Origin of the sequence: Pseudoalteromonas sp. MER144-MNA-CIBAN-0113, assembly GCF_040308965.1 — a bacterium.
Lineage (GTDB): Bacteria > Pseudomonadota > Gammaproteobacteria > Enterobacterales > Alteromonadaceae > Pseudoalteromonas > Pseudoalteromonas tetraodonis.
The window spans coordinates 17,214-41,179 of sequence record NZ_JBEOOG010000011.1; the positions used below are offsets into that span (position 1 = coordinate 17,214).

23 protein-coding genes are annotated in these 23,966 nt (G+C 40.1%); 12 read left to right on the plus strand and 11 right to left on the minus strand.

All coding sequences use genetic code 11. The annotated features are described in order from the left end of the window. Nucleotides 1–7: 7 nt before the first annotated feature. Nucleotides 8–547, plus strand: a complete 540-nt coding sequence (locus tag AAEY57_RS04490; protein ID WP_024601330.1) for a cytochrome b — start codon at nucleotides 8–10, stop codon at nucleotides 545–547. Nucleotides 548–613: 66 nt separating this feature from the next. Here AAEY57_RS04490 and AAEY57_RS04495 read toward each other — a convergent pair whose 3' ends face one another. From AAEY57_RS04495 to hisG, 6 genes are read right to left on the minus strand one after another with little or no spacing between them, the layout of a single operon-like run. Next, entirely contained in the window at nucleotides 614–1,339 is a 726-nt protein-coding gene (locus tag AAEY57_RS04495; protein WP_024601329.1) for a 1-(5-phosphoribosyl)-5-[(5-phosphoribosylamino)methylideneamino] imidazole-4-carboxamide isomerase, read from the minus strand. Between the two features lie 33 nt (nucleotides 1,340–1,372). After that, complete coding sequence (gene hisH / locus AAEY57_RS04500; RefSeq protein WP_013463293.1) at nucleotides 1,373–1,963, minus strand: imidazole glycerol phosphate synthase subunit HisH; 591 nt, start codon at nucleotides 1,961–1,963, stop codon at nucleotides 1,373–1,375. Further along, nucleotides 1,960–3,021, minus strand: coding sequence for a bifunctional histidinol-phosphatase/imidazoleglycerol-phosphate dehydratase HisB (hisB, locus tag AAEY57_RS04505; RefSeq protein ID WP_013463294.1), 1,062 nt, complete (start codon nucleotides 3,019–3,021; stop codon nucleotides 1,960–1,962). Before hisB ends, hisH begins: the two co-directional genes overlap by 4 nt. After that, the gene (gene hisC / locus AAEY57_RS04510; RefSeq protein WP_013463295.1) at nucleotides 3,018–4,118 is read right to left on the minus strand and encodes a histidinol-phosphate transaminase; all 1,101 of its coding nucleotides are present in this window, start codon (nucleotides 4,116–4,118) and stop codon (nucleotides 3,018–3,020) included. The genes hisB and hisC overlap by 4 nt, the downstream gene beginning before the upstream one ends. Beyond that, nucleotides 4,108–5,409, minus strand: coding sequence for a histidinol dehydrogenase (hisD, locus tag AAEY57_RS04515; RefSeq protein WP_013463296.1), 1,302 nt, complete (start codon nucleotides 5,407–5,409; stop codon nucleotides 4,108–4,110). The genes hisC and hisD overlap by 11 nt, the downstream gene beginning before the upstream one ends. 5 nt (nucleotides 5,410–5,414) lie before the next feature. Next, a complete protein-coding gene (gene hisG, locus AAEY57_RS04520) occupies nucleotides 5,415–6,314 on the minus strand; it encodes an ATP phosphoribosyltransferase (protein ID WP_013463297.1) in 900 nt (299 codons plus the stop codon). A 395-nt stretch (nucleotides 6,315–6,709) separates the two neighbouring features. Between hisG and AAEY57_RS04525 the strand changes: the two genes are divergently transcribed. The 6 genes from AAEY57_RS04525 to AAEY57_RS04550 all read left to right on the plus strand — a co-directional run bounded on the left by AAEY57_RS04525 (nucleotide 6,710) and on the right by AAEY57_RS04550 (nucleotide 14,680). After that, nucleotides 6,710–6,943 carry a hypothetical protein gene (locus tag AAEY57_RS04525; RefSeq protein ID WP_016900160.1) on the plus strand — a complete coding sequence of 78 codons (234 nt, stop codon included), beginning with the start codon at nucleotides 6,710–6,712 and terminating at the stop codon, nucleotides 6,941–6,943. 497 nt (nucleotides 6,944–7,440) lie between these two features. Further along, nucleotides 7,441–9,621, plus strand: coding sequence for a M4 family metallopeptidase (locus AAEY57_RS04530; RefSeq protein ID WP_016900161.1), 2,181 nt, complete (start codon nucleotides 7,441–7,443; stop codon nucleotides 9,619–9,621). Nucleotides 9,622–9,692: 71 nt separating this feature from the next. Next, the gene (locus AAEY57_RS04535) at nucleotides 9,693–11,549 is read left to right on the plus strand and encodes a M28 family metallopeptidase (RefSeq protein WP_016900162.1); all 1,857 of its coding nucleotides are present in this window, start codon (nucleotides 9,693–9,695) and stop codon (nucleotides 11,547–11,549) included. Nucleotides 11,550–11,649: 100 nt separating this feature from the next. After that, nucleotides 11,650–13,566 carry a DNA repair helicase YoaA gene (gene yoaA, locus AAEY57_RS04540; protein ID WP_013463302.1) on the plus strand — a complete coding sequence of 639 codons (1,917 nt, stop codon included), beginning with the start codon at nucleotides 11,650–11,652 and terminating at the stop codon, nucleotides 13,564–13,566. Between the two features lie 8 nt (nucleotides 13,567–13,574). After that, nucleotides 13,575–14,276: a tRNA (adenosine(37)-N6)-threonylcarbamoyltransferase complex dimerization subunit type 1 TsaB gene (gene tsaB / locus AAEY57_RS04545; RefSeq protein WP_016900163.1), complete on the plus strand. Its 702-nt coding sequence runs from the start codon at nucleotides 13,575–13,577 to the stop codon at nucleotides 14,274–14,276. A 74-nt stretch (nucleotides 14,277–14,350) separates the two neighbouring features. Next, nucleotides 14,351–14,680, plus strand: coding sequence for a hypothetical protein (locus AAEY57_RS04550; protein WP_016900164.1), 330 nt, complete (start codon nucleotides 14,351–14,353; stop codon nucleotides 14,678–14,680). A gap of 68 nt (nucleotides 14,681–14,748) precedes the next feature. Here the strand turns inward: AAEY57_RS04550 and AAEY57_RS04555 are convergent, their stop codons facing one another. Continuing rightward, entirely contained in the window at nucleotides 14,749–16,035 is a 1,287-nt protein-coding gene (locus AAEY57_RS04555) for an alkaline phosphatase (RefSeq protein WP_016900165.1), read from the minus strand. Nucleotides 16,036–16,222: 187 nt separating this feature from the next. On the opposite strand from AAEY57_RS04555, the gene AAEY57_RS04560 reads away from it, so the two are divergent. The 3 genes from AAEY57_RS04560 to rnd all read left to right on the plus strand — a co-directional run bounded on the left by AAEY57_RS04560 (nucleotide 16,223) and on the right by rnd (nucleotide 20,023). Next, the gene (locus AAEY57_RS04560) at nucleotides 16,223–17,074 is read left to right on the plus strand and encodes an alpha/beta fold hydrolase (protein WP_016900166.1); all 852 of its coding nucleotides are present in this window, start codon (nucleotides 16,223–16,225) and stop codon (nucleotides 17,072–17,074) included. Between the two features lie 115 nt (nucleotides 17,075–17,189). After that, nucleotides 17,190–18,842: a long-chain-fatty-acid--CoA ligase FadD gene (gene fadD / locus AAEY57_RS04565; RefSeq protein WP_016900167.1), complete on the plus strand. Its 1,653-nt coding sequence runs from the start codon at nucleotides 17,190–17,192 to the stop codon at nucleotides 18,840–18,842. Nucleotides 18,843–18,892: 50 nt separating this feature from the next. Next, entirely contained in the window at nucleotides 18,893–20,023 is a 1,131-nt protein-coding gene (gene rnd / locus AAEY57_RS04570) for a ribonuclease D (protein WP_013463308.1), read from the plus strand. 54 nt (nucleotides 20,024–20,077) lie between these two features. On the opposite strand, the gene minE is transcribed toward rnd, so the two are convergent. From minE to minC, 3 genes are read right to left on the minus strand one after another with little or no spacing between them, the layout of a single operon-like run. Next, the gene (gene minE, locus AAEY57_RS04575) at nucleotides 20,078–20,341 is read right to left on the minus strand and encodes a cell division topological specificity factor MinE (protein WP_008111532.1); all 264 of its coding nucleotides are present in this window, start codon (nucleotides 20,339–20,341) and stop codon (nucleotides 20,078–20,080) included. A 1-nt stretch (nucleotide 20,342) separates the two neighbouring features. Beyond that, nucleotides 20,343–21,152 (minus strand): septum site-determining protein MinD, encoded by an 810-nt coding sequence (gene minD, locus AAEY57_RS04580; RefSeq protein ID WP_013463309.1) that lies wholly within the window; start codon nucleotides 21,150–21,152, stop codon nucleotides 20,343–20,345. A gap of 5 nt (nucleotides 21,153–21,157) precedes the next feature. Then, nucleotides 21,158–21,862, minus strand: a complete 705-nt coding sequence (minC, locus tag AAEY57_RS04585; RefSeq protein ID WP_013463310.1) for a septum site-determining protein MinC — start codon at nucleotides 21,860–21,862, stop codon at nucleotides 21,158–21,160. Nucleotides 21,863–22,017: 155 nt separating this feature from the next. Between minC and AAEY57_RS04590 the strand changes: the two genes are divergently transcribed. Together AAEY57_RS04590 and AAEY57_RS04595 are read left to right on the plus strand one after the other, a co-directional pair. Next, nucleotides 22,018–22,299, plus strand: coding sequence for a YcgL domain-containing protein (locus AAEY57_RS04590; RefSeq protein ID WP_013463311.1), 282 nt, complete (start codon nucleotides 22,018–22,020; stop codon nucleotides 22,297–22,299). After that, nucleotides 22,292–23,308, plus strand: a complete 1,017-nt coding sequence (locus tag AAEY57_RS04595) for a lytic murein transglycosylase (protein WP_016900168.1) — start codon at nucleotides 22,292–22,294, stop codon at nucleotides 23,306–23,308. The genes AAEY57_RS04590 and AAEY57_RS04595 overlap by 8 nt, the downstream gene beginning before the upstream one ends. Nucleotides 23,309–23,355: 47 nt before the next feature. Here the strand turns inward: AAEY57_RS04595 and AAEY57_RS04600 are convergent, their stop codons facing one another. Then, nucleotides 23,356–23,904: a GbsR/MarR family transcriptional regulator gene (locus AAEY57_RS04600; RefSeq protein WP_013463314.1), complete on the minus strand. Its 549-nt coding sequence runs from the start codon at nucleotides 23,902–23,904 to the stop codon at nucleotides 23,356–23,358. Nucleotides 23,905–23,966 lie beyond the last annotated feature (62 nt).

The window sequence follows — 23,966 nt, forward strand, 5'->3', positions numbered from 1 at the left end:
ATATCGAATGAAAACAATTAATAAATACTCAGCGTCGAGTATGCTTATTCACTGGGCGATGGCGTTAATCATACTTTCTATGTTATTTCTTGGTTTGTCGATGGTACAAAGTTTAGCGGTTTGGCAAGTAGAGGCCATTGCGCTGCATAAGTCATTTGGTATTTTAGCGTTAGTGTTAGTTGCTATTAGATTAATCAATAAAGTCGTCACCACCAGTCCTGCATTACCACCGAGTGTGCCTAAGGCTCAAGCACTAGCCGCGCATTTAACCCAAGTGGGTTTATATGCATCTATGATTTTAATGCCGATTTCTGGTTGGTTAATGCAAAGCGCTGATGGCCGTCATGTGAGCTTTTTTGGTTTATTTACTTTGCCCAGCTTAGTTAGTAAAGATATTGAAACGTATGCTTTTTTCCGTGAAGCACATGGTTTAATTGCTTATGCATTTTTATTGTTTATCTTTATGCATGTTAGTGCCGCGCTTTATCATGGTTTAATAAAGCAAGATGGCGTATTAGGCTCTATGTTACCTGGTAAGCATAAATAAACTAATAGTTTTATACAAAAAAGGCACAGATGCGCTCGCACCTGTGCCTTTTTTAGAGCTATATTTTTAGCTTAATTTAAGCGCGTCTTCTACGCTAAAAGCACCATCTAATAAAGACTTGCCTAAAATTACGCCGCCAACACCAAGTTCATTTAGCTTTTTAATATCATCTAATGAACTCACACCACCCGACGCTTGTACTTTAATATCTGCATTATGATTAATTAAATCTTCATAAAGCGCAAAAGAGGGGCCGGTCATGGTGCCGTCCTTACTGATGTCCGTGCATAAAAAATCAATAATGCCCAGCTCTACATAAAAATCAATAAGTTCAAATAGCCCAAACTCAGATTCATTTAACCAACCATGGGTTGCTGGCGCCCAGCCGGACTCTGTTTTATTAACATCAAGGGCAATTACAAAGTGCTCAGCGCCAAATTGCTCAATCCAAGCTTTAACCTGTTCACGCTTTTCAACTGCCATTGAACCAATAACCACTTGGTTTGCACCGGCTTTTAACCAATCGCTCACATCTTGCTCTGAACGAATACCCCCACCCACTTGATAGGGCACATTCAGTGCTTTTGTGGCTGCTTGAATATGTTGCCATTGTTTTTTACTGGGATCGCGTGCCCCTTCTAAATCAACAAGGTGCAGTTTACCCGCGCCGCTGTCAGCGTATTCTTTCAGGCGAGCGCCAAGTTCAAAGGGGTAAAACTGTGCGGTATCATATTTACCTTGATACAAACGTACAATTTGATTTTGTAATACGTCTAATGCTGGAATAATCACTGTGTATCTCTTTTATTATTTATTAACAGTCGCTTATAACTGCCAATCTAGAAAGTTTTGTAATAAACGAGTGCCTACTTTAGCACTTCGCTCTGGGTGAAATTGCATACCGGCATAATTATCTTTAGCAACAATGGCTGAAAAAGTTTGCCCGTATTCACTACTGACTAAAGTGGCATCGTTAACGGTATGCGCAAAGCTGTGCACATAATAAACCTGATCGTCTTTATGCAGCCCTTTGGTTAGTGGGTGCGCTTGTTGTATAGATAAGTTATTCCACCCCATATGCGGTGACGTTAAACTACCTACATCCAGTGCTTTTACTTGGCCGGGTATTTTACCTAAGCATTGCACGTTACCTTCTTCGGTGCTTTCGCACAGCAGTTGCATCCCCAGGCAAATTCCCATTAGCGGGCGCTGATATTCGTTAATGGCTTGCTGCCAACCATTATCGACTAGGCGCTTCATAGCCACAGATGCATGGCCAACACCAGGCAAAATAGCGCGCTCATAGCCTGCTAATTGTTCTGGCGAGGTAATAACGGTAGGGGTTTTACCTAAACGCTCAAATGCAAAGCGTACCGAGTTGATATTGGCACAACCGGTATTAATTATCGCTATCATAAACACCCCTTAGAGCTGGCTGTTTGTTGACTAGTATCTTGTGCAATTGCCATACGCAGAGCACGAGAAAATGCTTTAAACAAGCCCTCTACTTGGTGATGACAGTTACCGTCACTTACCGACAAAATAAGGCTAATTGCAGCGTTATCACTTAAGCTTTTGAAAAAATGCTCTACCATTTGTACGTCTAAATCACCGGCTTTTTCGCGGCTAAAGTTTGCGTTTAACACAAATGAAGCACGTCCAGATAAGTCAATTTGAGCTTCGGCTTTACATTCATCCATAGGCAATGCAAAACCATAACGCGCAATTTGAGATTTTGTGCCAAGTGCTTGTTTAAGAGCAACCCCTAAGGCAATACCAATGTCTTCAACAAGGTGATGCTCGTCTATGTGTAAATCGCCTTTGGCTTTAATGTTTAAGCCAATGTTTGCGTGGGTGCGTATTTGATCCAGCATGTGATCAAAAAAGCCAAGGCCGGTGTCTATGCTACCGTTTTTAGTTTGATCAAGATTAACCGCTACATCAATTTGTGTTTCTTTGGTATTGCGTGTAACACGGCCTTCACGGTTTGCCGTTGTAAGCTTAGTAACAATAGCAGGCCAGCTACCATCGTATAAAATACCTTCACAACATAAGTTTTGCGCAAGACCAATATCTGTTTGGCGGTCGCCAATTACAAAAGAGCGCGCTAAATCTACGTTGCCAGAGCGCATAAGCTCGGTCAGTAAGCCTGTTTTTGGCTTACGGCAATCGCAGTTTTGTTCATCAAAGTGTGGGCAAATGAGTACATCTTCAAAGTTAATCCCTTGGCTGTTGAGTATGTCCATCATTTTGTCTTGGGCTATGTCAAAATCCGCAGTAGGGAAACTGTCAGTGCCTAAACCATCTTGATTAGATACCATCACTAAGCGATAGCCTGCTGCTTGCAGTTGCAATAATGCCGGAATAACACCAGGTAAAAAAGCCAACTTTTCAAGGCTATCTACCTGTTTGTCGGTGATTGGCTCTTCAATAATGGTGCCGTCACGGTCTATAAATAAATAGGGATTACTCATGATACTTCCTGTTGTGATAGGGCTGTTGGGGTGGTTAAACCATCGAGCCAAATTTTTACTTGTTCTAATTCTTGTTCGCTACCAATTGAAATGCGTAGCCAGTCGTCTTCACCGTATAAGGTAAATGCTCGCATGACTAAGCCTTGTTCAAGGGCAACTTTAAAGCTGTTTTTATCGGCCAATTTTAAGGTAACAAAGTTGCCTTCACCAGTGAGAATTTTTAATACAGCAGGGGAGGCGTTTAACCACTCTATTAGCTTTAATTTTAAGCTGTTTAAAATGCTCACTTGGCGACGCATAGAGGTAATGGCATCAGGGGCAATGGCTTGCGCTGCAATACTCGCTACCACGCTCGATACCGGATACGGTGCAATGACTTTACGAATGGGCGCAAGTACACTGGCTTGAGCGAGGGTAAACCCGGTTCGCAGGCCTGCCAACGCAAACGCTTTTGACAGTGTACGTAGCACTACAATATTACTAAACTCGTTTATAAGTTGTGTTGCACTTTGCTCTGGGCAAAACTCAATATAGGCTTCATCAACAATCACCAATGCTTTACCTGCAAGCGCAGTGGCAATGGCTTTTACTTTATCTAGCGGCGTTAAACTACCTGTTGGGTTATTTGGATTACAAATAAACACCAGTTTTGAGCTACCGACCGCAGTGACAATATCATCAACATTGGCTGTTAATAATAACTCTTGAGTAAGCGCGTTAATAGCCACATTGTGCGTATCAGCAGTGACTTTATACATACCGTAGGTAGGCAAAAACAGCGCAATACTGTCCTTAGCTGGCTGGCAATACGTGCGTACTAAAAGCTCAATGCCTTCATCTGCACCTCGCGTCATAAGGACATTGTCGCTTTTAAGCTCGGTATAAGCTGCATAGCGATCAATAACCAATTGTGGCTGAGGGTCGGGGTAGCGATTTAAATCTTCAATACTCAACTCAAGGTTTTTAGCATATGGGCTTTCGTTGGCATTGAGCCACGTTGTGCCTGTTAACTTTTCACTTTTAGCCGAGCTGTAAGCAGCAAGCGCTTTAATATTCTCGGGTAATAAGCTGGTTGCTTGGGCGCTCTCATTGCTCATTGTTTATTGCCTCTAAACGAATTGAAACCGCATTAGCGTGGGCATCAAGGCCTTCTGCGTCTGCCAGTGGTAAAATAGCTTTTGAAAGCTCTGTTAAGCCACTTTTACTAATAGTTTGTACTGTGTATGTGCGGAAAAAATCAAGCAAGTTTAAGCTTGAGTATGTCGCGCTATAACCGTAAGTAGGTAATACGTGGTTAGTACCCGATGCATAATCGCCAGCCGATTCTGGTGTGTAGTCGCCAACAAATACTGAACCTGCATTTTTAACCGCATCAAGGTACGGGCTTGCATCTGCCAGCTGTAAAATTAAGTGCTCTGGCCCATATTGCGCTGATACATCAAATGCTTGCGCTATTGAATCCACTAAAATAAGTGACGAATTGGCCAACGCTTGTTCAGCGGTGTCTTTTCGGCTTAAGTTAGCTAATTGACGAGTAAGCGCGTCTTGTGTTTGTTTAATAATAGTTTCGCTGTTACACAATAAAATAACTTGCGAGTCGGCGCCATGCTCTGCTTGTGAGAGTAAATCGGCCGCAATAAACTCTGGATTTGCTCGTTCATCTGCTATCACTAATACTTCAGATGGACCTGCTGGCATATCAATCGCCATTCCTGGAATTGTTTGTGCAACTAACTGCTTTGCCATAGTCACAAAGCTATTACCTGGGCCAAAAATTTTATTCACTTTAGGTACTGATTCAGTGCCGTAGGCCATTGCAGCAATCGCGCCTGCACCACCGCTTTCAATAATAGTGGTGATACCACATAATTTAGCAGCATATAAAATAGCAGGATTTATTGCTTTATCGCCTTGTACTGGGGTAGTGAGTACCACGGTTTTTGCACCGCTTAACTGCGCCAATACACCTTGCATTATAACTGACGATGGCAATGGGGCACTGCCCCCAGGGACATAAATACCGACCGCTTCGATGGCTTGATATTTCAGTTCACATTCAACGCCCGGTTGAGTCGATAACTTAATATCTTTAGGCAGTTGCGCTTGGTGAAAACATTTTACATTTGCATAAGCGGTATCAATTGCATACTTAAGCTCAGGGCTTAGCATTTTCTCAGCGGCATTAATTTCATCAAGTGGAACACGTAAACGCGGCTCAGCTCGGTTATCAAACTCTTTTGCTAACGCCAGTAATGCAGCATCGCCTTGCGCATTTACTTTTGCCAAAATAGTTTGGCAAATACTTTCTACTTTTTCACTCGCTGATACAGCAGGGCGCATCAGCGCCGCTGCTTGAACCTGTGATGATTCTTCATTCCAACGAAGCATGGCTGTTACTCCATCATTTTTTCAATTGGCATAACTAAAATAGAATTCGCGCCGAGTGCTTTAAGTTGCTCCATGGTTTCCCAAAATAACGTTTCGCTACTTACCATGTGCAATGCTACATATTCGTCAGATCCTGCTAGTGCAAGTAATGTAGGTTGACCAGAACCAGGCAGGATTTCACAAATTTCATCCAGCTTGTCTTTTGGTGCGTGTAGCATGATGTATTTGCTTTCTTTGGCTTGCTTAACACCACGCAAACGCGGCATCAATTTATTGATAAGCGCGAGTTTGTCAGCATCTTGCAGTTGGGTGTTTTGAATTAAACAAGCGTTTGACTCTAAAATTGTATCACCCTGCATTAAGCCATTAGCTTCAAGGGTTGCACCTGTTGAGACCAAATCACAAATGGCATCAGCAAGACCAGCACGCGGCGCCACTTCAACAGAGCCTGTGAGCATAACAGTGCTGGCGTTGATGCCTTCACGTTTTAAATATTGGCTTAAAATTTCAGGGTAGGTGGTTGCAATACGTTTGCCTTCAAACCAGCTTTTGTCTTGCTTACCTAGTTCTTGTGGCCATGCAAGTGCAAGACGACAGTAACCAAAATCTAATTTTGATAATTTAGTTACTTCGCTTGGAACGCCTTGGCGCTCTCTTTCTGCTTGTACTTCAACTAAAACGTTTTCGCCAACAATACCTAAGTCACATACACCGTCCATAACTAAACCTGGAATATCGTCATCGCGTACACGTAAAACGTCAATTGGCATGTTGGTTGAGTGTGCTATAAGGCGCTGCTCGCGAAGGTTGAGTTTTACACCCAGTTGCTTAAGCAGATCTTGACAATCTTTAGATAGGCGGCCGCCTTTTTGGATGGCGATACGAAGACGATTACTATTATTCATTACTCATTTTCCTTTAATTTTAAAACTAAAACCCCGAGGGAAACCTCAGGGCGAAAATGAATCTTGGTATGTTGATTCGCCAGAGGTTTCCTTTTAGGAACAACCTCTCAGCGAAAGACCTGACAGGTTATTCCGATGAATGATGGTGGTGATGTACTGCTGTCAGAGTGTTGCGCATTTTTTATCCTGTTTAGCTATTCGTTATTATGTTAACGCTTAGCTGTTGCTTGTTTAATAAATTTCGCATTTATAAAAACACATAAACCAATAGCATGGCAAGAAAAATTTTCTTAAATTAAAGAATACCTTATAACTGTCGATAATAACTAAAGGTTTGCTTTATTTATCAACAGTTTTATAGTGATTAAATTACATTCAATTCAATGGAGGCACGCATGGATATAATGATCCCTTATTTAGGGCCTATTACGCGTTTAACGCTTGAATCTAAAGGAGCTTTTCATATTGCTGGGGTTCAACAAAGTGCCAGTGCCAAAAAAGTCGAGTTAGAAGAGCGTAAAAAAAGAGAAGTAGAAAAGCAACATAAGCTGACGTTTGACGAAAATAAATCGCGCAATAAAACCGCTGAAGAAGATGACGACAAACCCCATTTAGATACATGGGCTTAGTACAAGTGATTGGCGATACCGTTATTGCCTCAAGTTAAAATCGCCCTCAATAAAAGCAAATTTTTTTAAACATAGCAAATAGTGGTGCATGGCTATGAACTGCGTGTTTTTAAAACTACTCCCTACCCATTTAAAATAGATTACCCCTCTTTTAAAGCTCAACAGGTAAAGTATTTTCCTTTGCAACTACATGCTCATTGAGCAGTCGATTAGTGATTAACAATAAAGCGTGTGATTTTAAAATCTAATGCTTTTTGCCGGCTGTTTTATGTAAATATATGTATACGAAATGTTATTTCTGGCCTTCATTAGTTAAAACAGTAGTTTTTAAATCATTGTAAAATAATAGATTAATTTTCGAGCTAATACTTTAATTGTAAATTAAATGTTTAATTTTCGTTATTTAAGTTTGTGACCTACTCTGATCCTTAATCGGGTACAAGGTGTGCCGATTAATACAAATATATTAAAAACTTAAACTTTAACGGAGCGTAAACGTGAATTTATCTAAAATCACAATAGCAACTTTTGCTGCTTTAACTTTGGTTCAAGCAACAAATGCAGTAGCTGCGAATAAGAAATACCTAAATCAACAACCGACAATTAATAATATGGTGCAATCAAACTCTGCTTCCTTGTTATCAGTAAGTCCAAATCAGTTGATTGGGTTGAGTGTAGGGAACGAATTAGTTGTATTAAAAGAATTTACTAGCAATAACGGAGAAGTAACCCGCCGCTATCAACAAACGTATCAGGGCATTCCTGTCATTGGTGATACGGTCAGCTTAACATTTAATAATGGGATGCTTAAAAAAGCCCATGGTGCAGCTGTTTATAATATTGATGAAGATTTATCTGATGTATCGGCTAAATTGACAAAAAAAGATGCGATTTTAAAAGGGTCTAAAACGGGTATAGCTGCAAAATCAGTAGGCTTAAAAAAACATAATGAGCAATCCAGACTTGCTATCTGGGTTGACGATCAAAATAAGGCGCATTTAGTTTATGAAGTGTCTTATGTTACTTATGGCAAGTCACCATCAAGGCCATACCTGATCATTGATGCTAATACCGGTGAGGTCTTGCTTAGTTACGATAACCTGCAACATGCCAATGCAACAGGCCCTGGCGGTAATCTAAAAACAGGCAAGTATTTATATGGAACTGATTTTGACAGCCTAGATGTTAGTCAATCAGGTAATACTTGTAGCATGAATAACGCAAATGTTCGCACTATTAATTTAAATGGCGGAACAAGTGGCTCTTCTGCGTATTCATTTACATGTCCTGAAAATACATTCAAAGAAATAAACGGTGCTTATTCACCGCTAAACGATGCTCATTTTTTTGGTAACGTTATTTTTAATATGTATAACGATTGGTTAGGGACTGCGCCTTTGAGTTTTCAGTTACAAATGCGGGTTCATTACTCAAGTAACTATGAAAATGCGTTTTGGGATGGCAGCGCAATGACCTTTGGTGATGGGCAAAATACGTTTTATCCATTGGTGAGTTTAGATGTATCTGCACATGAAGTCAGCCATGGCTTTACTGAGCAAAATTCAGGCTTGATTTACAATGGTAAACCAGGCGGATTAAACGAAGCCTTTTCGGATATGGCTGGTGAAGCCGCTGAATTTTATATGAAAGGCAGCAACGATTGGCTAGTTGGAAAGGATATTTTTAAAGGTAATGGTGCACTGCGTTACATGAATAACCCTACCCAAGATGGCCGTTCCATAGATAACCAAAGTAACTATTATTCAGGTATGGACGTGCATTATAGTTCAGGTGTTTATAACAAGGCATTTTATAATTTAGCAACCACGCCGGGTTGGGATACGCAAAAAGCCTTTATCGTAATGGCACGTGCTAACCAACTATATTGGAGTGCGGGTGTAGGCTGGGATTTAGCCGGTAACGGTGTGATGGATGCTGCGTGTGATTTAAATTATGACCCTAATGATGTAAAAGCCGCTTTGGCTGCGGTAGGTGTTAATTCAAATCTTAGTTCAGGTAGTGATTGTGCTACACCACCACCGACTGACGATGAAGTGTTAACCAATGGGGTAACCCGTACGGGTATTAGCGGCGCAGAAAAAGAGCAACTATTCTTTACTTTGGAAGTCCCTGACGGTGCAACAAATCTTCAATTTAATACAATGGGTGGCTCAGGTGATGCAGACCTATATGTTAAATTTGCTAGTAGACCAAGCTTAAATAACTATGATTGCAATAGCACAACATCTACCAGTACAGAAAGCTGCAACATAAGTAATGCACAAGCAGGAACTTACTATGTAATGGTTGAAGCATGGAGTGCGATATCTGGTGTATCGCTAACGGGAAGCTACTCTGATGGGAATGGTGGTGTGACGCCAATTAATAGAACTGAGTCTAATATTAATGTGACTACTAATAACTGGAGCCGCTTTACTCAAGATTTATCAGCAGGGTATAGCACTTTAAATATTAGTATTGCCGGTGGTAATGGTGATGCTGATCTTTATGTAAACTTTGGCTCGCCTTCAAGTACGTCTTCATACTTATGTAGACCCTACAAAAATGGTAATAATGAAGAATGTACATTTGATAACCCACAAGCAGGTACTTGGTACATTGATTTAAGAGGTTACAGCTTAGCAAGTGGCGTAACACTCAACGTAACGGCTAATTAGGCATACATATAAAAAGGGGCTTTGCCCCTTTTTTAATGCTTAAAATAAAAGTAACAAGATAAGGAATATTTATGAACTACTTTAAACAGTTAGCAGTTATTACTACTTTAACCTTAAGTTTTAATTGCTTAGCAAATGAAAATCCAGACAATATTTGGGTCACCATTGACTCAACTTCAGCCCAGCATTATCAACATGAACAAGGTACATTTTTGCAAAAAATGCAATTTGCGCATAGAAAATCAAGTATTTTACCTGACGTTGATTTACTCAGTGTACCGCGTGACGCAGTGAACAATTTAAGTGAGTTTATGCACCAGAACTATAACCGTTGTGGTGGGTTTGTTGCGCATAGTTCGTTCGAAGAAGCGATTGATTACGCAAAAAAATTAGCTGTTGTTCAAAATAGCCAAGCTACATCAGCCTTTAATTATTCAATTGATAATGCGCAAACAGTACAAAGTTTAATTAGTGCACAAAGCCCAATTAATTTACAAAGCACTGTAAATTCACTCACTAGTTTTAATAATCGTTATTATACTTCGCAAACCGGCGTTGATGCCTCACAGTGGCTGCAAAGTTATTGGCAACAAATTGCCAGCGTTCGAAGTGATATAACCATTGAGAGTTATCAGCATAGCTGGGCGCAATCATCAGTGATTGTAACCATTGCAGGTGCTGAAAATGCAGATGAAATTGTTATTATTGGGGGGCATTTAGACTCGATTAATCAAGCAAATCCAGCACAAGGGCGCTCTCCTGGCGCGGATGATAATGCATCGGGTATTGCAGTGTTAACGGAAGCGTTAAGAGCAATTGTTGATACAAATTATAAACCGCAAAAAACTATTCAAATAATGGCGTTTGCAGCAGAGGAGGTGGGGTTAAAAGGGTCTAAAGCTATAGCCAGTAGCTATCGTTCGCAGGGTAAGAATGTAGTTGGCATGGTGCAATTTGACATGACTGGTAATAACGGCAGTATCGAAGATATTATTATGATGACGGATTACACCACCAATGCTCAAAACCAATTTTTAGCCCAGCTGATAGACACCTATTTACCACAAATTAGTTATGGCTTTGATCAATGTGGTTATGGTTGCTCCGATCATGCTTCGTGGTATCAACAAGGGTTTGCGGCCTCTATGCCATTCGAATCAAAAATGAATGACATTAACCCACTGATACATACACAAAACGACAGTAATTTTGACGCTGATCATGCAATTAAATTTGCTAACTTAGCCGTTAGCTTTGTTGCAGAATTGGCAAAAAATGCCGGTGATGTTACTCCGCCAAATAATAATGAGTTAGTCAATGGTGAACCAATTTCTGGTATCAATGCCACTGCTAAAGAGCAGCTTATCTATACATTGAATGTACCAAAAGGAGCGCAAAACTTAAGCTTTGAAACCTCAGGTGATAATGGCGATGCCGATTTATACGTTAAATATAATCAGGCGCCCACGTTAACTGATTACGACTGTAAAAGTACCTCTGCCACAAGTAATGAGCGTTGCGACATTCCAACCAGTAATGAAGGCACTTACTATGTCATGGTTGAGGCATACAGCGCAATTAATAATGTCTCTTTGACAGGCATTTTTGAGCCAGCAGGCGCTTTAGAGCCCATTAATCGCGTAGAAGATAACATTAGCGTAAATACAGGCGCTTGGCAGCGTTTTGAACAACGTTTAGCCGCGGGTTATGCCTCCCTGAACGTTGCTATTTCAGGCGGAAGCGGCGATGCTGATTTGTATTTAAATTTCGGTGCGCCATCTTCAAATACACAATTTGTGTGTAGGCCATATAAAAACGGCAACACAGAAAGTTGCACTATTTCTGCACCCCAGGCAGGCGTATGGCACATAGATGTTAAAGGCTATCGTAATGCAAGTGGCATTATGTTAACTATAATTGCACAGTAATTAACAGGGGCATAAGCCCCTTTAAAGGCCAAATTCTCACGCTATTTGGCTTGCCCTTCATCAATAGCTTACGTAGAATCCCGCTATTATTTTTTATAAAGTGATTGGTATTATCAAACAGCTGTTTAGTGCAACCGGGCCTTTGGCTTTATCAATAGATGGATACTCACCACGCCAACCTCAAATTGATATGGCCGTGGCTGTTGAGGATGCATTAAAAACAAGTTCCCAGCTTGTTGTTGAGGCCGGTACTGGCACAGGTAAAACCTTTGCTTATTTAGCGCCAGCCCTTAAATCTAAAGGCAAAACAATAATTTCAACCGGTTCTAAAGCACTGCAAGAACAGCTGTATCATCGTGATTTACCGGTGTTAGTAAAAGCCTTAGGCGCGGCTAAAAAAACGGCATTGTTAAAAGGGCGTGCCAATTATTTATGCACTTATCGGCTTACCCAACATGTTGCACACGTACCCACAGACGACCCTGATGTAATGCATCAGCTCGCTATGGTTGCTAAATTTGCCAGTGAAACGCATACGGGCGATTTAGCCGACTGTATTGGTATTGAAGAAGATGCCAAAGTGTTGCCGTATGTCAGCTCGACTGCAGATAACTGTTTAGGTAAAGAGTGCCCTGACTTTCAAGAGTGCTACATTCGTAAAGCGCGTTTAAAAGCAGGGGATGCCGACGTTGTCGTAATTAACCATCATCTATTTTTTGCCGATATGGCGGTTAAAGAGTCTGGCTTTGCAGAGCTAATGCCCAACGCAGATGCTTATATTTTTGATGAAGCCCACCAGTTAAGTGAAATTGCCAGCGACTATTTTGGCGAAACCATGAGTACTAAAAAGCTGGTGGATTTAATTAATGATTTACGCGCTATTTACCGCGCTGAAATTCCTGACATGCTGCAATTAGGAAAAAGTTTGAATAAATTGGAAACCAGTGTCGCCGATTTAAGATTGCAGTTTGGTGTGGACGGTAGCCGCGGGGATTGGCGTGAAAAGCTCAGTAATAAGCTTATTTGCTCTGCATTACATCGTGTTATTAGTGATTTAGAATTTGTGTATCAGGTTTTAAAACATTGCTTAGAACGAAGTGATAAAATTGAACACCCATTTGAGCGGGTGTTGGCATTTAAAGGCCAGTTAGAGCGCGTATTTGATACCGCCCAAACAGGCTTTAGTTATTGGTACGAAACCACGCGGCGCTATTTAACCATTAATATAACGCCACTGAATGTATCGGCTAAATTTGCTTTGATGATGAAAGAGTCTGGCGCAGGGTTTGTGTTTACCTCGGCCACGTTATCGGTCGACAACGAACTCACTCACTTTAATGCCAGCCTTGGGTTAAAACCAAAGCAAAGTATGATGGTAGATAGCCCGTTTGATTATGAAAATCAGGCGCTATTGTGCTTACCGCGCTATTTACCTGAAACCCACGCAGATAATATGCCGCATGCGATTGTAAAGTTAACTCTCGAACTCATAAAATCAGCAAAAGGGCGTTGTTTTGTGCTATTTACTAGTTACCGGATGATGCATTTGGTGGCTGAGGGCTTAACCACACAAATGGACTATCCGGTTTACATGCAAGGGCAAATGTCTAAACGCATTATATTAGAAAAATTTACCCGTCATGGTAATGCCGTGTTGCTCGGTACAGCGTCCTTTTGGGAAGGGGTTGATGTAAGAGGCAGTACTTTAAGCTGTGTTATTATCGACAAACTGCCGTTTGCAGCGCCCGATGATCCGCTTTTGCAGGCTAGAATGCAAGATTGCCAAATGCAAGGAAAAGATCCCTTTGCGCATATTCAGTTACCACAAGCGGTTATTGCCTTAAAGCAGGGGGTAGGTCGCTTAATTCGTGATAACAAAGATAAAGGTGTGTTAGTAATTTGCGATAATCGTTTAGTTACACGCCAATATGGACAAGTATTTTTAAAGAGTTTACCGCCAATGCGCCGTACACGTAGCTTAGAAGATGCAAATACATTTTTAAAACATATTAATTGAGTACAAAAATGATCAAAAGTAACATTCTCGCCCTAGACGCTTCTACTGAGGCTTTATCGCTTGTTTTGCATTATCAGGGTAAAACATTTCATCATTTTGAAGAGTGTCCGCAGCAGCATAGCCAAAAAATTCTGCCACTTATTGATGAGCTGCTTAATAAAGCCAATTGTAAATTAAAAGATTTAGATGTTATTGGCTTTGGCCAAGGTCCAGGCAGCTTTACGGGTGTGCGTATTAGTGTGGCCATTGCACAAGGGCTTGGGTATTCAACGAATTTACCGCTAGTGGGGGTTTCTACCTTAGCGGTTATGGCGCAACAAGCGTTTGAACAATTTGGCGATGAAGTGGTTTATTCAAGCATTGATGCGCGTATGGGGGAAATATACTTTGCTCAATACCAAGTTAATAATAATTTGATGACACTTCAAGGTGAAGAACGTGTTTTTAAGCCAGAACTGCTTGATGCTTCATTGATAGACACAAACAAAACAGCAACCGGCGTGGGGACTGGATTTAAAAGCTACCCCGATGCATTAACTACATTTACAAATGTGAGTGTACACCCTGAAATTACGCTACCCGATGCACAATACATGTTAGCGTTAGTGGATGCACAGTACCTTGCAGGTAATGGCGTAAAAGCAAGTGATGCTCAGCCTAAGTATGTGCGTGACACAGTGACATGGAAAAAATTACCAGGCCGCGAGTAACGCTAAGTTGTATTGTTTGCATATTGAGCTATTTTAAATCATAATTTAAGCATGTTGTTGGTTGGAGAAGCGTAATGTCGCTGCCTATAAGCTCTGGTTTTTTTACTGGTGATATCCCTGCTAAGGTGCGTTCTACTGCTGTTGTTACGGCAAAGCCTGAACGACTATCAGAGCAGCCAATATCACAGAAAACCAATACAGATTATGTTAAGAGCAGTCCTGAAGGGCTTGAACTCGCAAAAGAGTTTGTAAAAGCGAACACCAAAGAGGCCCAATATAGCCAAACTATTTACGATCAACCGAGTGCGCAAGTCAGTAAGGCAATTTCTACTTACACTGAGTTTGCTAATTTAGAGCGAAGAGCTGAAGTTCAAAGCTTAATTGGTGTTGATATATACGCTTAATTATAAAATTAATAGCCAAATAAAAAGCCCGAATAAATTATTCGGGCTTTTTATTTTCATAACAGCGATTACTGTTCTATGTAACTAATCAGTTTTTTAGCTATGTCAGTATTGTTTTGTGAACCAATAAAGTCATCGCTATTTTTACCATAGGCAAATACTTGCACATCAGAAGCGGTATGTCCGCCCGTTGTCCAACCAGTGAAACTTAAATCATTGATAATGCTTTTAACCGCTAAATTAAGGGTTTTTTCACCCATGGCTTTAGCTTGCTTAAGTTTAATTTCGTTTTCAGTTGTAAACTCAATACGGGTATTGGCCTGCCATACCGTTTTAAGGTTATCTGATCCCATTAATAATTTGGTTAATGTACCCGCAGTGGCTTTAACACCTTTGATGATGTCGGTTTCCCATTTATATTGGCCATGCGCGCCAATGGTTAAACCGCCTGTAGAGTGATCAGCCGTGATCACTAAAATAGTGTCTGGGTTGTTATCTACATACGCTTTTGCCGTTTCGATTGATTTTGCAAAGTCGTCCATTTCAGCCATTGCGCAAGCAATGTCATTTGCGTGACCACACCAGTCAATTTGGCTGCCTTCAATCATCACAAAAAAGCCTTTATCGTTTTGCCCATCAAGCAAATCAAACGCTTTAGAGGTTAACTGTTTTAATCTCGTTGGGTTTTCATCTAGCGCAAAAGGTAATCCCTTAGGTGCGTATAGACCAATGGCAGGGATTTGTGTGATTTGACCTAGGTTTTTAATATTGTCGCCGTATTGATAACCTGCTTTTTTAAATTCGTCGACTAAGTTTCTGTCATCACGAATAAAATATTGAGTACCACCGCCTAACATTAAATCAACCGGTAATTTACCAGCAATTTTATTGTCAATGTAGTCGTTTGCGATGTCATCATAATTTCTTCTTGATTCATTATGTGCGGCAAAGCTTGCAGGTGTTGCATGATTAATTTGTGAGGTAGCCACTAACGCTGTTGTCATTCCTTGCTCTTTTGCAATTTCTAGCATGGTTTTAACCGGTTTTTTGGCCGTATCGACAGCGATTGCGCCATTATAACTTTTATGGCCGCTGCTAAGTGCAGTTGCACCTGCGGCACTGTCTGTTACATAAGTATGGTCATCAGGATAAGTGTGCGCCATGCCTTTTAACATAGTGTCGAAAACGGTTGTTTCTATTTCTTTTGTTGTAGGGTCATCTTTGTAATATCGATAAGCGGTAGTGAAAGCGGGACCCATGCCATCACCAATCATATAAATAACATTTTTAGGCGCTGTTTGAGCGAATGCTCCTGTTGTACATAAAAGCGCTAATAAGCCGAACTGTTTTTTCATTGTGTGTACCCTTTAAGTGTACTTATTTTAATAGCGACTATTATTGTATACCGATAGCAAGATAAATAAATGAATATGTTATGAAATCTCGAAATTTAAGTGTGTGTTCTGTGAGTTCAGTTCTATTAATTGTGTATTAACTCTTGTATGTTATAGCCATAACCAAATAAAAAAGTTGAGGTTTGCGTTGCAACCATTTTCGGTAAAAGCTAATGACCTAGATATACGCGGTATTAAATTTGGAGACGGTGAAGACGTCGTTATCGCTCTGCATGGCTGGCTAGATAATAGTGCTAGCTTTGTGCCTATGCTGAGTCGAGCTGCACCTTCGCAAACATGGTATTGCATTGATTTTCCAGGGCATGGGCTGTCATCTTGGCGAAGCCCTCAGGCACATTACTACTTTATTGACTATGTGGATGATGTGTATGCATTAATCACAGCGCTTAAGTTAAAGAAGGTACACTTAGTTGGTCATTCTATGGGGGCTATGGTTGCAGGACTATTTGCTAGTTGTTTTAGTGAGTATGTAAAATCTGTTTCTTTTATTGAAGGTATAGGTTGTGTCACTACCGATAGCGATGAAGTGTGTTCTCAGCTAAGAAATGCCATACTAAACCGAGCAAGGCTTAGTACAAAAAAATCACGGGTATACACATCAAAACAACAAATTTATCAAGCACGTGCAAAAACAACTGATTTAAATAATGAACAAATTGCATTGCTGATGGACAGAAACATAAAACAAATGCACAGTGGTTTTGAGCTAACTTGCGATCCTAAGCTTAAAAATCACTCAGGTTTTCGATTTGATGAAGCGCAATGTATTGGTGCAATAAAAGAATTAATTGCACCATGCCAATTAATATTAGGTGATAAAGGTTATCCATTTGTAAAACAAAATCTAGACAAGTATAGTAAATATTACAATAACTTGAGTGTAATAGATGTGCCTGGTGGGCATCATTGCCATATGCAAAGTAGTGGACTATGTTTTGAACACATTCACGCATTTATGGTGCAAAGTAGTGCATGTTAATTGTATATTACCGATAAATGTGGGATTATCTCTAGATTAGAGTATTTGCTCAATTGTGAAAGTGCCTTACTTAGATTAAGGTTAATAAAAATATAATTATAAACAGGGGCTAAGAGTGGAAAAAATCTGGCTTAAGCGCTACCCAGAAGGTATGCCTGAAACAATCGATCCTGAGCACTACAACTCGTTACTCGAAGTGTTTGAAAAAAGTTTTAATGATTACAAAGATTTACCTGCATTTACTAATATGGGTAAAACATTGTCATATAACGAAATTGACGCGGCAACAAAACGTGTTGCGGCTTATATTCAAAACGATTTAGGATTAAAAAAGGGCGATAAAGTCGCTGTTATGATGCCTAACTTGTTGCAAACCCCAATTGCTATATTAGGTATTTTACGCGCAGGGTGTGTGGTGGTTAACGTTAATCCGCTATATACCGTTCGTGAGCTAGAGCACCAATTAAAAGATTCTGAAACATCAGCAATATTTATTCTTGCTAACTTCGCTGTCACGCTTGAAAAAGCACTGCCTAATACTGACGTTAAACACATTGTGGTTACGCAGGTTGGTGACATGATGGGTGGTCTTAAAAAGCATTTAGTCAATTTTGTTGTTAAGCATTTCAAAAAAATGGTACCAAGCTATACGTTGCCTAACACGATTAACTTTTGTGATTTATTAAAAGCTGATCTGAATGGCTATAAGCGCCCAGAGGTTAACTTAAGCGATTTAGCATTTTTACAATACACCGGTGGTACAACCGGTGTGTCTAAAGGGGCAATGTTGAGCCACGGTAATTTGGTGGGTAACCTTGAGCAAGTATCTGGTTGTTTAGATAACGTGCTTGAGCGTGGTAGAGAAGTGGTTATTACCGCGCTACCGCTCTATCATATATTTGCATTAACAGCGAACTGTTTAGCATTTATGAAATACGGCGGCTTAAACGTTTTAATTACAAATCCACGTGATATGCCTGGATTTGTAAAAGAGCTTAGTCAGCATAAATTTACTGCTATTACAGGGGTGAACACTTTATTTAATGGCTTATTAAATACCCCTGGTTTCTCTGAGCTTGATTTTAGTCACCTTAAAATGTCATTAGGCGGCGGCATGGCAGTACAACGCCCTGTTGCAGAAAAATGGCAAAAGGTCACTAACAGCAAACTAATGGAAGGCTATGGCCTGACAGAATGTTCTCCTTTAGTCACAATTAGCCCGTATGATTTAGAAGCTTATAATGGTTCTATCGGTCTACCTGCGCCAAGTACTGACATTAAATTAATGCTCGATAACGGTGAAGAAGCTGCTAAAGGTGAGCCGGGTGAACTGTGGGTAAAAGGTCCGCAAGTAATGCTTGGTTACTATAATCGCCCTGATGCAACGGCTGAATGTTTAAAAGATGGCTGGTTTGCAACTGGTGATATTGCCACTTACGATGACGAAGGTTTTTTCTACATTGTTGATCGTAAAAAAGACATGATTATTGTTTCAGGCTTTAATGTTTTCCCAAATGAAATAGAAGAAGTGGTTGCCATGCATGAAGGCGTGCTAGAAGTGGCCGCGGTTGGTATCCCTCATGACATTAGTGGTGAACAAGTTAAAGTTTTTGTTGTGAAAAAAGACCCTTCTTTAACTGAAAAAGATATAATAAAACATTGTCGTGATAATTTAACTAATTACAAGGTTCCTAAACTCGTTGAGTTTAAGGATGAGTTACCCAAAACTAACGTGGGTAAAATTCTCAGAAGAGCCTTAAAAGATTAGCAACTATAAAAAAGCCGACATCAGTCGGCTTTTTTATTGTAGGAGACTCAGTGCACTACCAATTGATCCAAACCCAAAATGAGCTTAATACGTTTGTAGAACAAATTAAAAACAAACCCATTCTTGCTATTGATACCGAGTTTATGCGCCGCCGTACTTTGTATCCAGAAGTTGCACTTATTCAAGTTTATGATGGCGAACATTTAGCGCTTATTGACCCGCTTGCCGAGCTTTCCTTGTTTGATTTTTGGCAAATACTTAAAGATCCTAAAGTGCTAAAAGTACTCCATTCACCCTCAGAAGATATTGAAGTTTTTCAAAAGTACGCAGGATTTGTTCCTTATCCTTTATTCGATACCCAGTTTGCACTTCAGCTATTAGGTGAGGGAAACTGTATGGGCTTTGCCTTAATGGTGAAAACATTATTGAATATTGAGATTGATAAAAGCGAATCGCGCACTAATTGGTTACAACGCCCCCTTACCCAAAAGCAACTTGAATACGCTGCTGCTGATACGTATCACCTGCTGCCTTGTTTTGAGTTAATTATAGATAGCATTAAAGCCGCTGATTTATTTGATATTGTGATCAATGAAAGTGAATTAGTTGCCAATAAACGTGCTTTTCAAATCCCGGATGAGCTACTTTACAAAGAAATTAAAAATGCATGGCAACTTAAGCCGCATGAACTAGCGGTACTTAAAGAGTTAGCAGTATGGCGTCGAAATAAAGCTATTCGTAAAAATCTAGCGCTTAATTTTGTGCTTAAAGAGCACAATATGACCGAAATTGCCAAACGAGGCCCTTCAAGTTTAAATGCTCTGAGACAAATTCCTGGGGTAGAACCCATTGAAGTGAATCGTTCTGGGGTTGAAATTTTAAAGTGTATTGAGCAGGCCAAAGCCATTCCAGCTGAGCAACACCCACAAGTATTAAAGCGGTTAATTGATTTTCCTACCTATAAAAAAGTAGCGAAGGAGATCAAACAAAAAATTACTAAAGTTGCTAAAGAGCATAACATTCCAGAAGACGTTATGGCCTCTAAAAAGCAAATAAATCAGCTAATTAGTTGGAACTGGAAGTTAACTGCTCAGCAAAAAGAAAAACACATAAAACCAGATTTACTCAGCTCATGGCGATATGATTTTGTTAAAGATGCGCTAAAAGAGTGGGATAATTAGAGTATTAAATAGCTTGATGTAAAAAATAAAAAGGGCGCTTAGCGCCCTTTTTTATTATTTCTTTTCTTCGTCAGGTAATGTGACATTGAGCTCGAGTACCGCTAAATCGTCTTCATTTTGATCAAACTGAACTTGAACCGCATCGGCGCCTACATTAACGTACTTACGAATGACATCAAGAATATCTTGCTTTAATTGTGGCAAGTAATCTGGTGTTCCACGCTGAGAACGCTCGTGCGCGACAATGATCTGCAATCGCTCTTTTGCTAATGACGCACTGTTTTTCTTTTCTGAGCGGAAGTAGTCAAGTAAAGACACATTAACCTCCAAATATCCGTTTGAATAAACCCTTTTTCTCTACATCTAAAAATCTAAATTCAACCGTTTCGCCTAATAAACGACTGATCGCATCAGCATAAGCTTGACCTGCGTCTGATTCGCTATCAAGAATTACCGGTTGTCCAGAGTTTGATGCACTAAGCACTGCTTGAGATTCAGGAATGACACCTAGTAAGTCTATGGCTAGGATGTCCTGGATATCTTCAACAGATAGCATTTCACCTTTTGATACACGATCTGGATTATAGCGTGTTATTAGCAAATGCTCTTTAATGTTTTCTAATCCTTCTTCGGCACGTTTCGATTTACTGTGTAAAATGCCTAGAATACGATCCGAATCTCGTACTGACGAGACTTCAGGGTTGGTTGTAACTATTGCTTCATCAGCGAAGTACATCGCCATCATAGCTCCGGCTTCAATACCTGCAGGAGAATCACAAACAATATAGTCAAAGTCTTCTTTTAACTCGTTCAATACGCGTTCAACACCATCACGGGTGAGTGCGTCTTTATCGCGAGTTTGTGAAGCAGGAAGTAAAAATAACTTTTCTACACGTTTGTCTTTTATGAGTGCTTGATTAAGGTTAGCTTCGCCATTGATCACATTAACAAAGTCATACACTACGCGACGTTCACAACCCATGATGAGGTCTAAATTACGTAAACCGATATCAAAATCGATGATAACAGTTTTGTAGCCTTTTAATGCTAAGCCTGTACCAATTGCTGCGCTTGATGTTGTTTTACCAACACCCCCTTTACCCGAGGTAACGACAATTATTTTTGCCATGAGATTTATCCTTTAACCAAAGCTGAAATTTCTAAAGATTCATTTTTTTGTTGTATTTGAACTGCGTTACCCCAGTGTTCACCTTGCAGTGAGTCACTGATCCAGTAATTACCATTGATTGAAACGAGTTCTGCTTCTAATTTATTACAAAATATGTATGCGTTTTCGAGCCCTTTTGCGCCGGCAATTGCACGCCCTCGTAGGGTTCCGTAAATATGTACATTGCCATCGGCAATTACTTCTGCACCATGGCTTACCGCGCCTAACACCACCAAGTCGCGGTCTTTGGCGTAAACTTGTTGGCCTGAGCGCACCGCACCATTAATAATTTGCGCTGGTAAATACACGGTTTTTTCTACAACCGAAGTATTTGACTCTACTCTTGCGGGTTCACTCTTAACGTCTTGTGAATAGTTTAAAACAGATAACCCTGCGGCTTTTGCCTGTTTATGCTGTTCATCCGAACCATTACATACACCTACAGCATTAAAGCTCATGCGTTCAATAAGCGATTTTAAGTGAACAAAGTCGATTGCGCTGTTTTTTACTTCAATTAAATTGACGACAATGGGGGCACCCTCAAAGAACTTTGGGGCTTGGGCAATTTTTACATACAGTTGTTCTGCTAAAAGGTTAATATCAGTACTATAAAGATGTAAAACTGATAACGTAAAAAGGTTGCCTTTTAGCTCAAAAATTTGGTCCGACATAGATGCTCAACTGGATTGTCTAGTTAGCATGTAACTTTATATAAACCTAGGCTGAACAAGGCTTTTATTACAGTTTCCACACTAATTTTTATAACTTATTATTATTGCCATGTTATAGTGTGTAGCACTGTTAAGCAAGATTTTATAGGGCCATAATGCTAACTGCGGTATATAAAAGTAAGAAAAAAGCAGATACTTTCTTATTTATTGAAAAAAGAGACGATTTTAGTAAAGTTCCGGAACCTTTAATGGCCATGTTTGGTCAACCTCAGTACGTGATGATCATTAACTTAGCGAAGCGGACTCAATTAGGCGTAGCGGATTTAGACACTTTAAAACAGTCGCTTAGCGACCAAGGCTATTATTTACAAATTCCGCCACCAGAGGAAAACTTGCTAAGTCAATTAAGAAAACAAAATGGAGCAGATAGTGATTAAAAAATTAGCGGTTGTATTGTGTGGTGTGTGTTTAAGCTCATCGGTGATGGCAAAAACACAAGCTGAGTTTCAACAATATCTTACTAATTTAAAGCAAGAGGCAATAGCAAAAGGCTACGATACTCAGTTAATTGAGCAAGCATTTGCCACTGCATCTTATAAAGAAAAAGTCATTTCAGCAGACAAAAACCAGCCAGAAGTAAAAGAAACGCTGGAAACGTATTTACCAAAACGAGTACCGCAATGGAAAATAGATCGTGCGCGTAAATTGTATAAAGAAAACCAAGAAGTCTTAGAAAAAGTAGCAAAAGACTTTGGTGTTCAAGCGCGTTTTATTGTGGCTATTTGGGGTTTAGAAAGTAATTTTGGCGCTATTCAAGGCGGCCACAATGTTATTTCATCCTTAGTAACTTTAGCATTTGATGGACGTCGTGAAGCGTTATACAAACGCCAATTGTGGGCAGCACTGGATATATTAAAGTCGGGACATATCACGCTTGATAAATTTAAAGGCTCGTGGGCGGGTGCAATGGGGCAAACCCAGTTTATGCCAACCTCATTTAATGCTTACGCCGTTGATTACAATAACGATGGCCGCAAAGATATTTGGACAACCAAAGAAGACGCGTTTGCTTCAATTGCAAATTACTTAAAGCAAGAGGGTTGGAATGATAATTTAACCTGGGGTCGCCAGGTACAATTGCCCGCTGATTTTGATAAGCAGTATATATTAAAGCGCGGTACTAAAACCCGAAAGCAATGGCTAGAGTACTGGGATAAATCAGAGCGCTCTTTAGCAGATTGGCAAGCATTAGGTGTTCGTCGTGTTGATGGCAGTGATTTACCTACGGTTGCTGTAGATGCAGCACTGGTGATGCCGGATGATATAAATGGACGCATGTATTTAGCATACGATAACTACAAAGTATTTATGCACTGGAATCGTTCATATTACTTTGCAACCAGCGTAGGTTATTTGTCAGATAGAATTGCTTACCCAAAAATTTAAGCTTAAGCGAATAACTAAAAAGCCGCTCATTGCGGCTTTTTAATGGTTTACTGCTCTTTTTTGAATATTTTATCTTTAAGGTCAATGACTTTGCCAATGCCTGAACCTAGCTTCATTAGTTTGTTTAGCTGCTCAGGGGTTAAGCGTTGTAACTCTGACGACCATTTAGTCACTGTTTCAAGTAAGTTATGAATTTCGCCCATTTGTTTTTGTGCATAAATTTCATCGTCGTTACTTGCTTCATCTAATAAGTTATCTCTGAGTAAGCTAAGTGTAGGTTCTACTTCACGCTTTTTACGTTCTTCAAACACGCGATTAGCCATATCCCAAATGTCACCCGCAGGTGCATAGTATTCTTTTCTATCTCCTGGGATATGCATTACCTTGATCAGCTGCCAAGATTGTAATTCTTTAATTCCCATACTCACGTTACCGCGTGAAATACTCAGCGCATCTGCGATTTGGTTTGCCGTCATTGGATCTTTGGTAATAATAAGTAACCCGCACATTTGGCCGATTGTACGATTAAATCCCCAGCGGCTGCCCATCTCGCCACAATGCATTACAAAGGCAAAGTTTTTTTCTGATAATGTCATTGTTACAAGTTTCAAAAATAAATGAAATCTATGCTAGCACGCTGGTTAAGTATGGCAAGCGT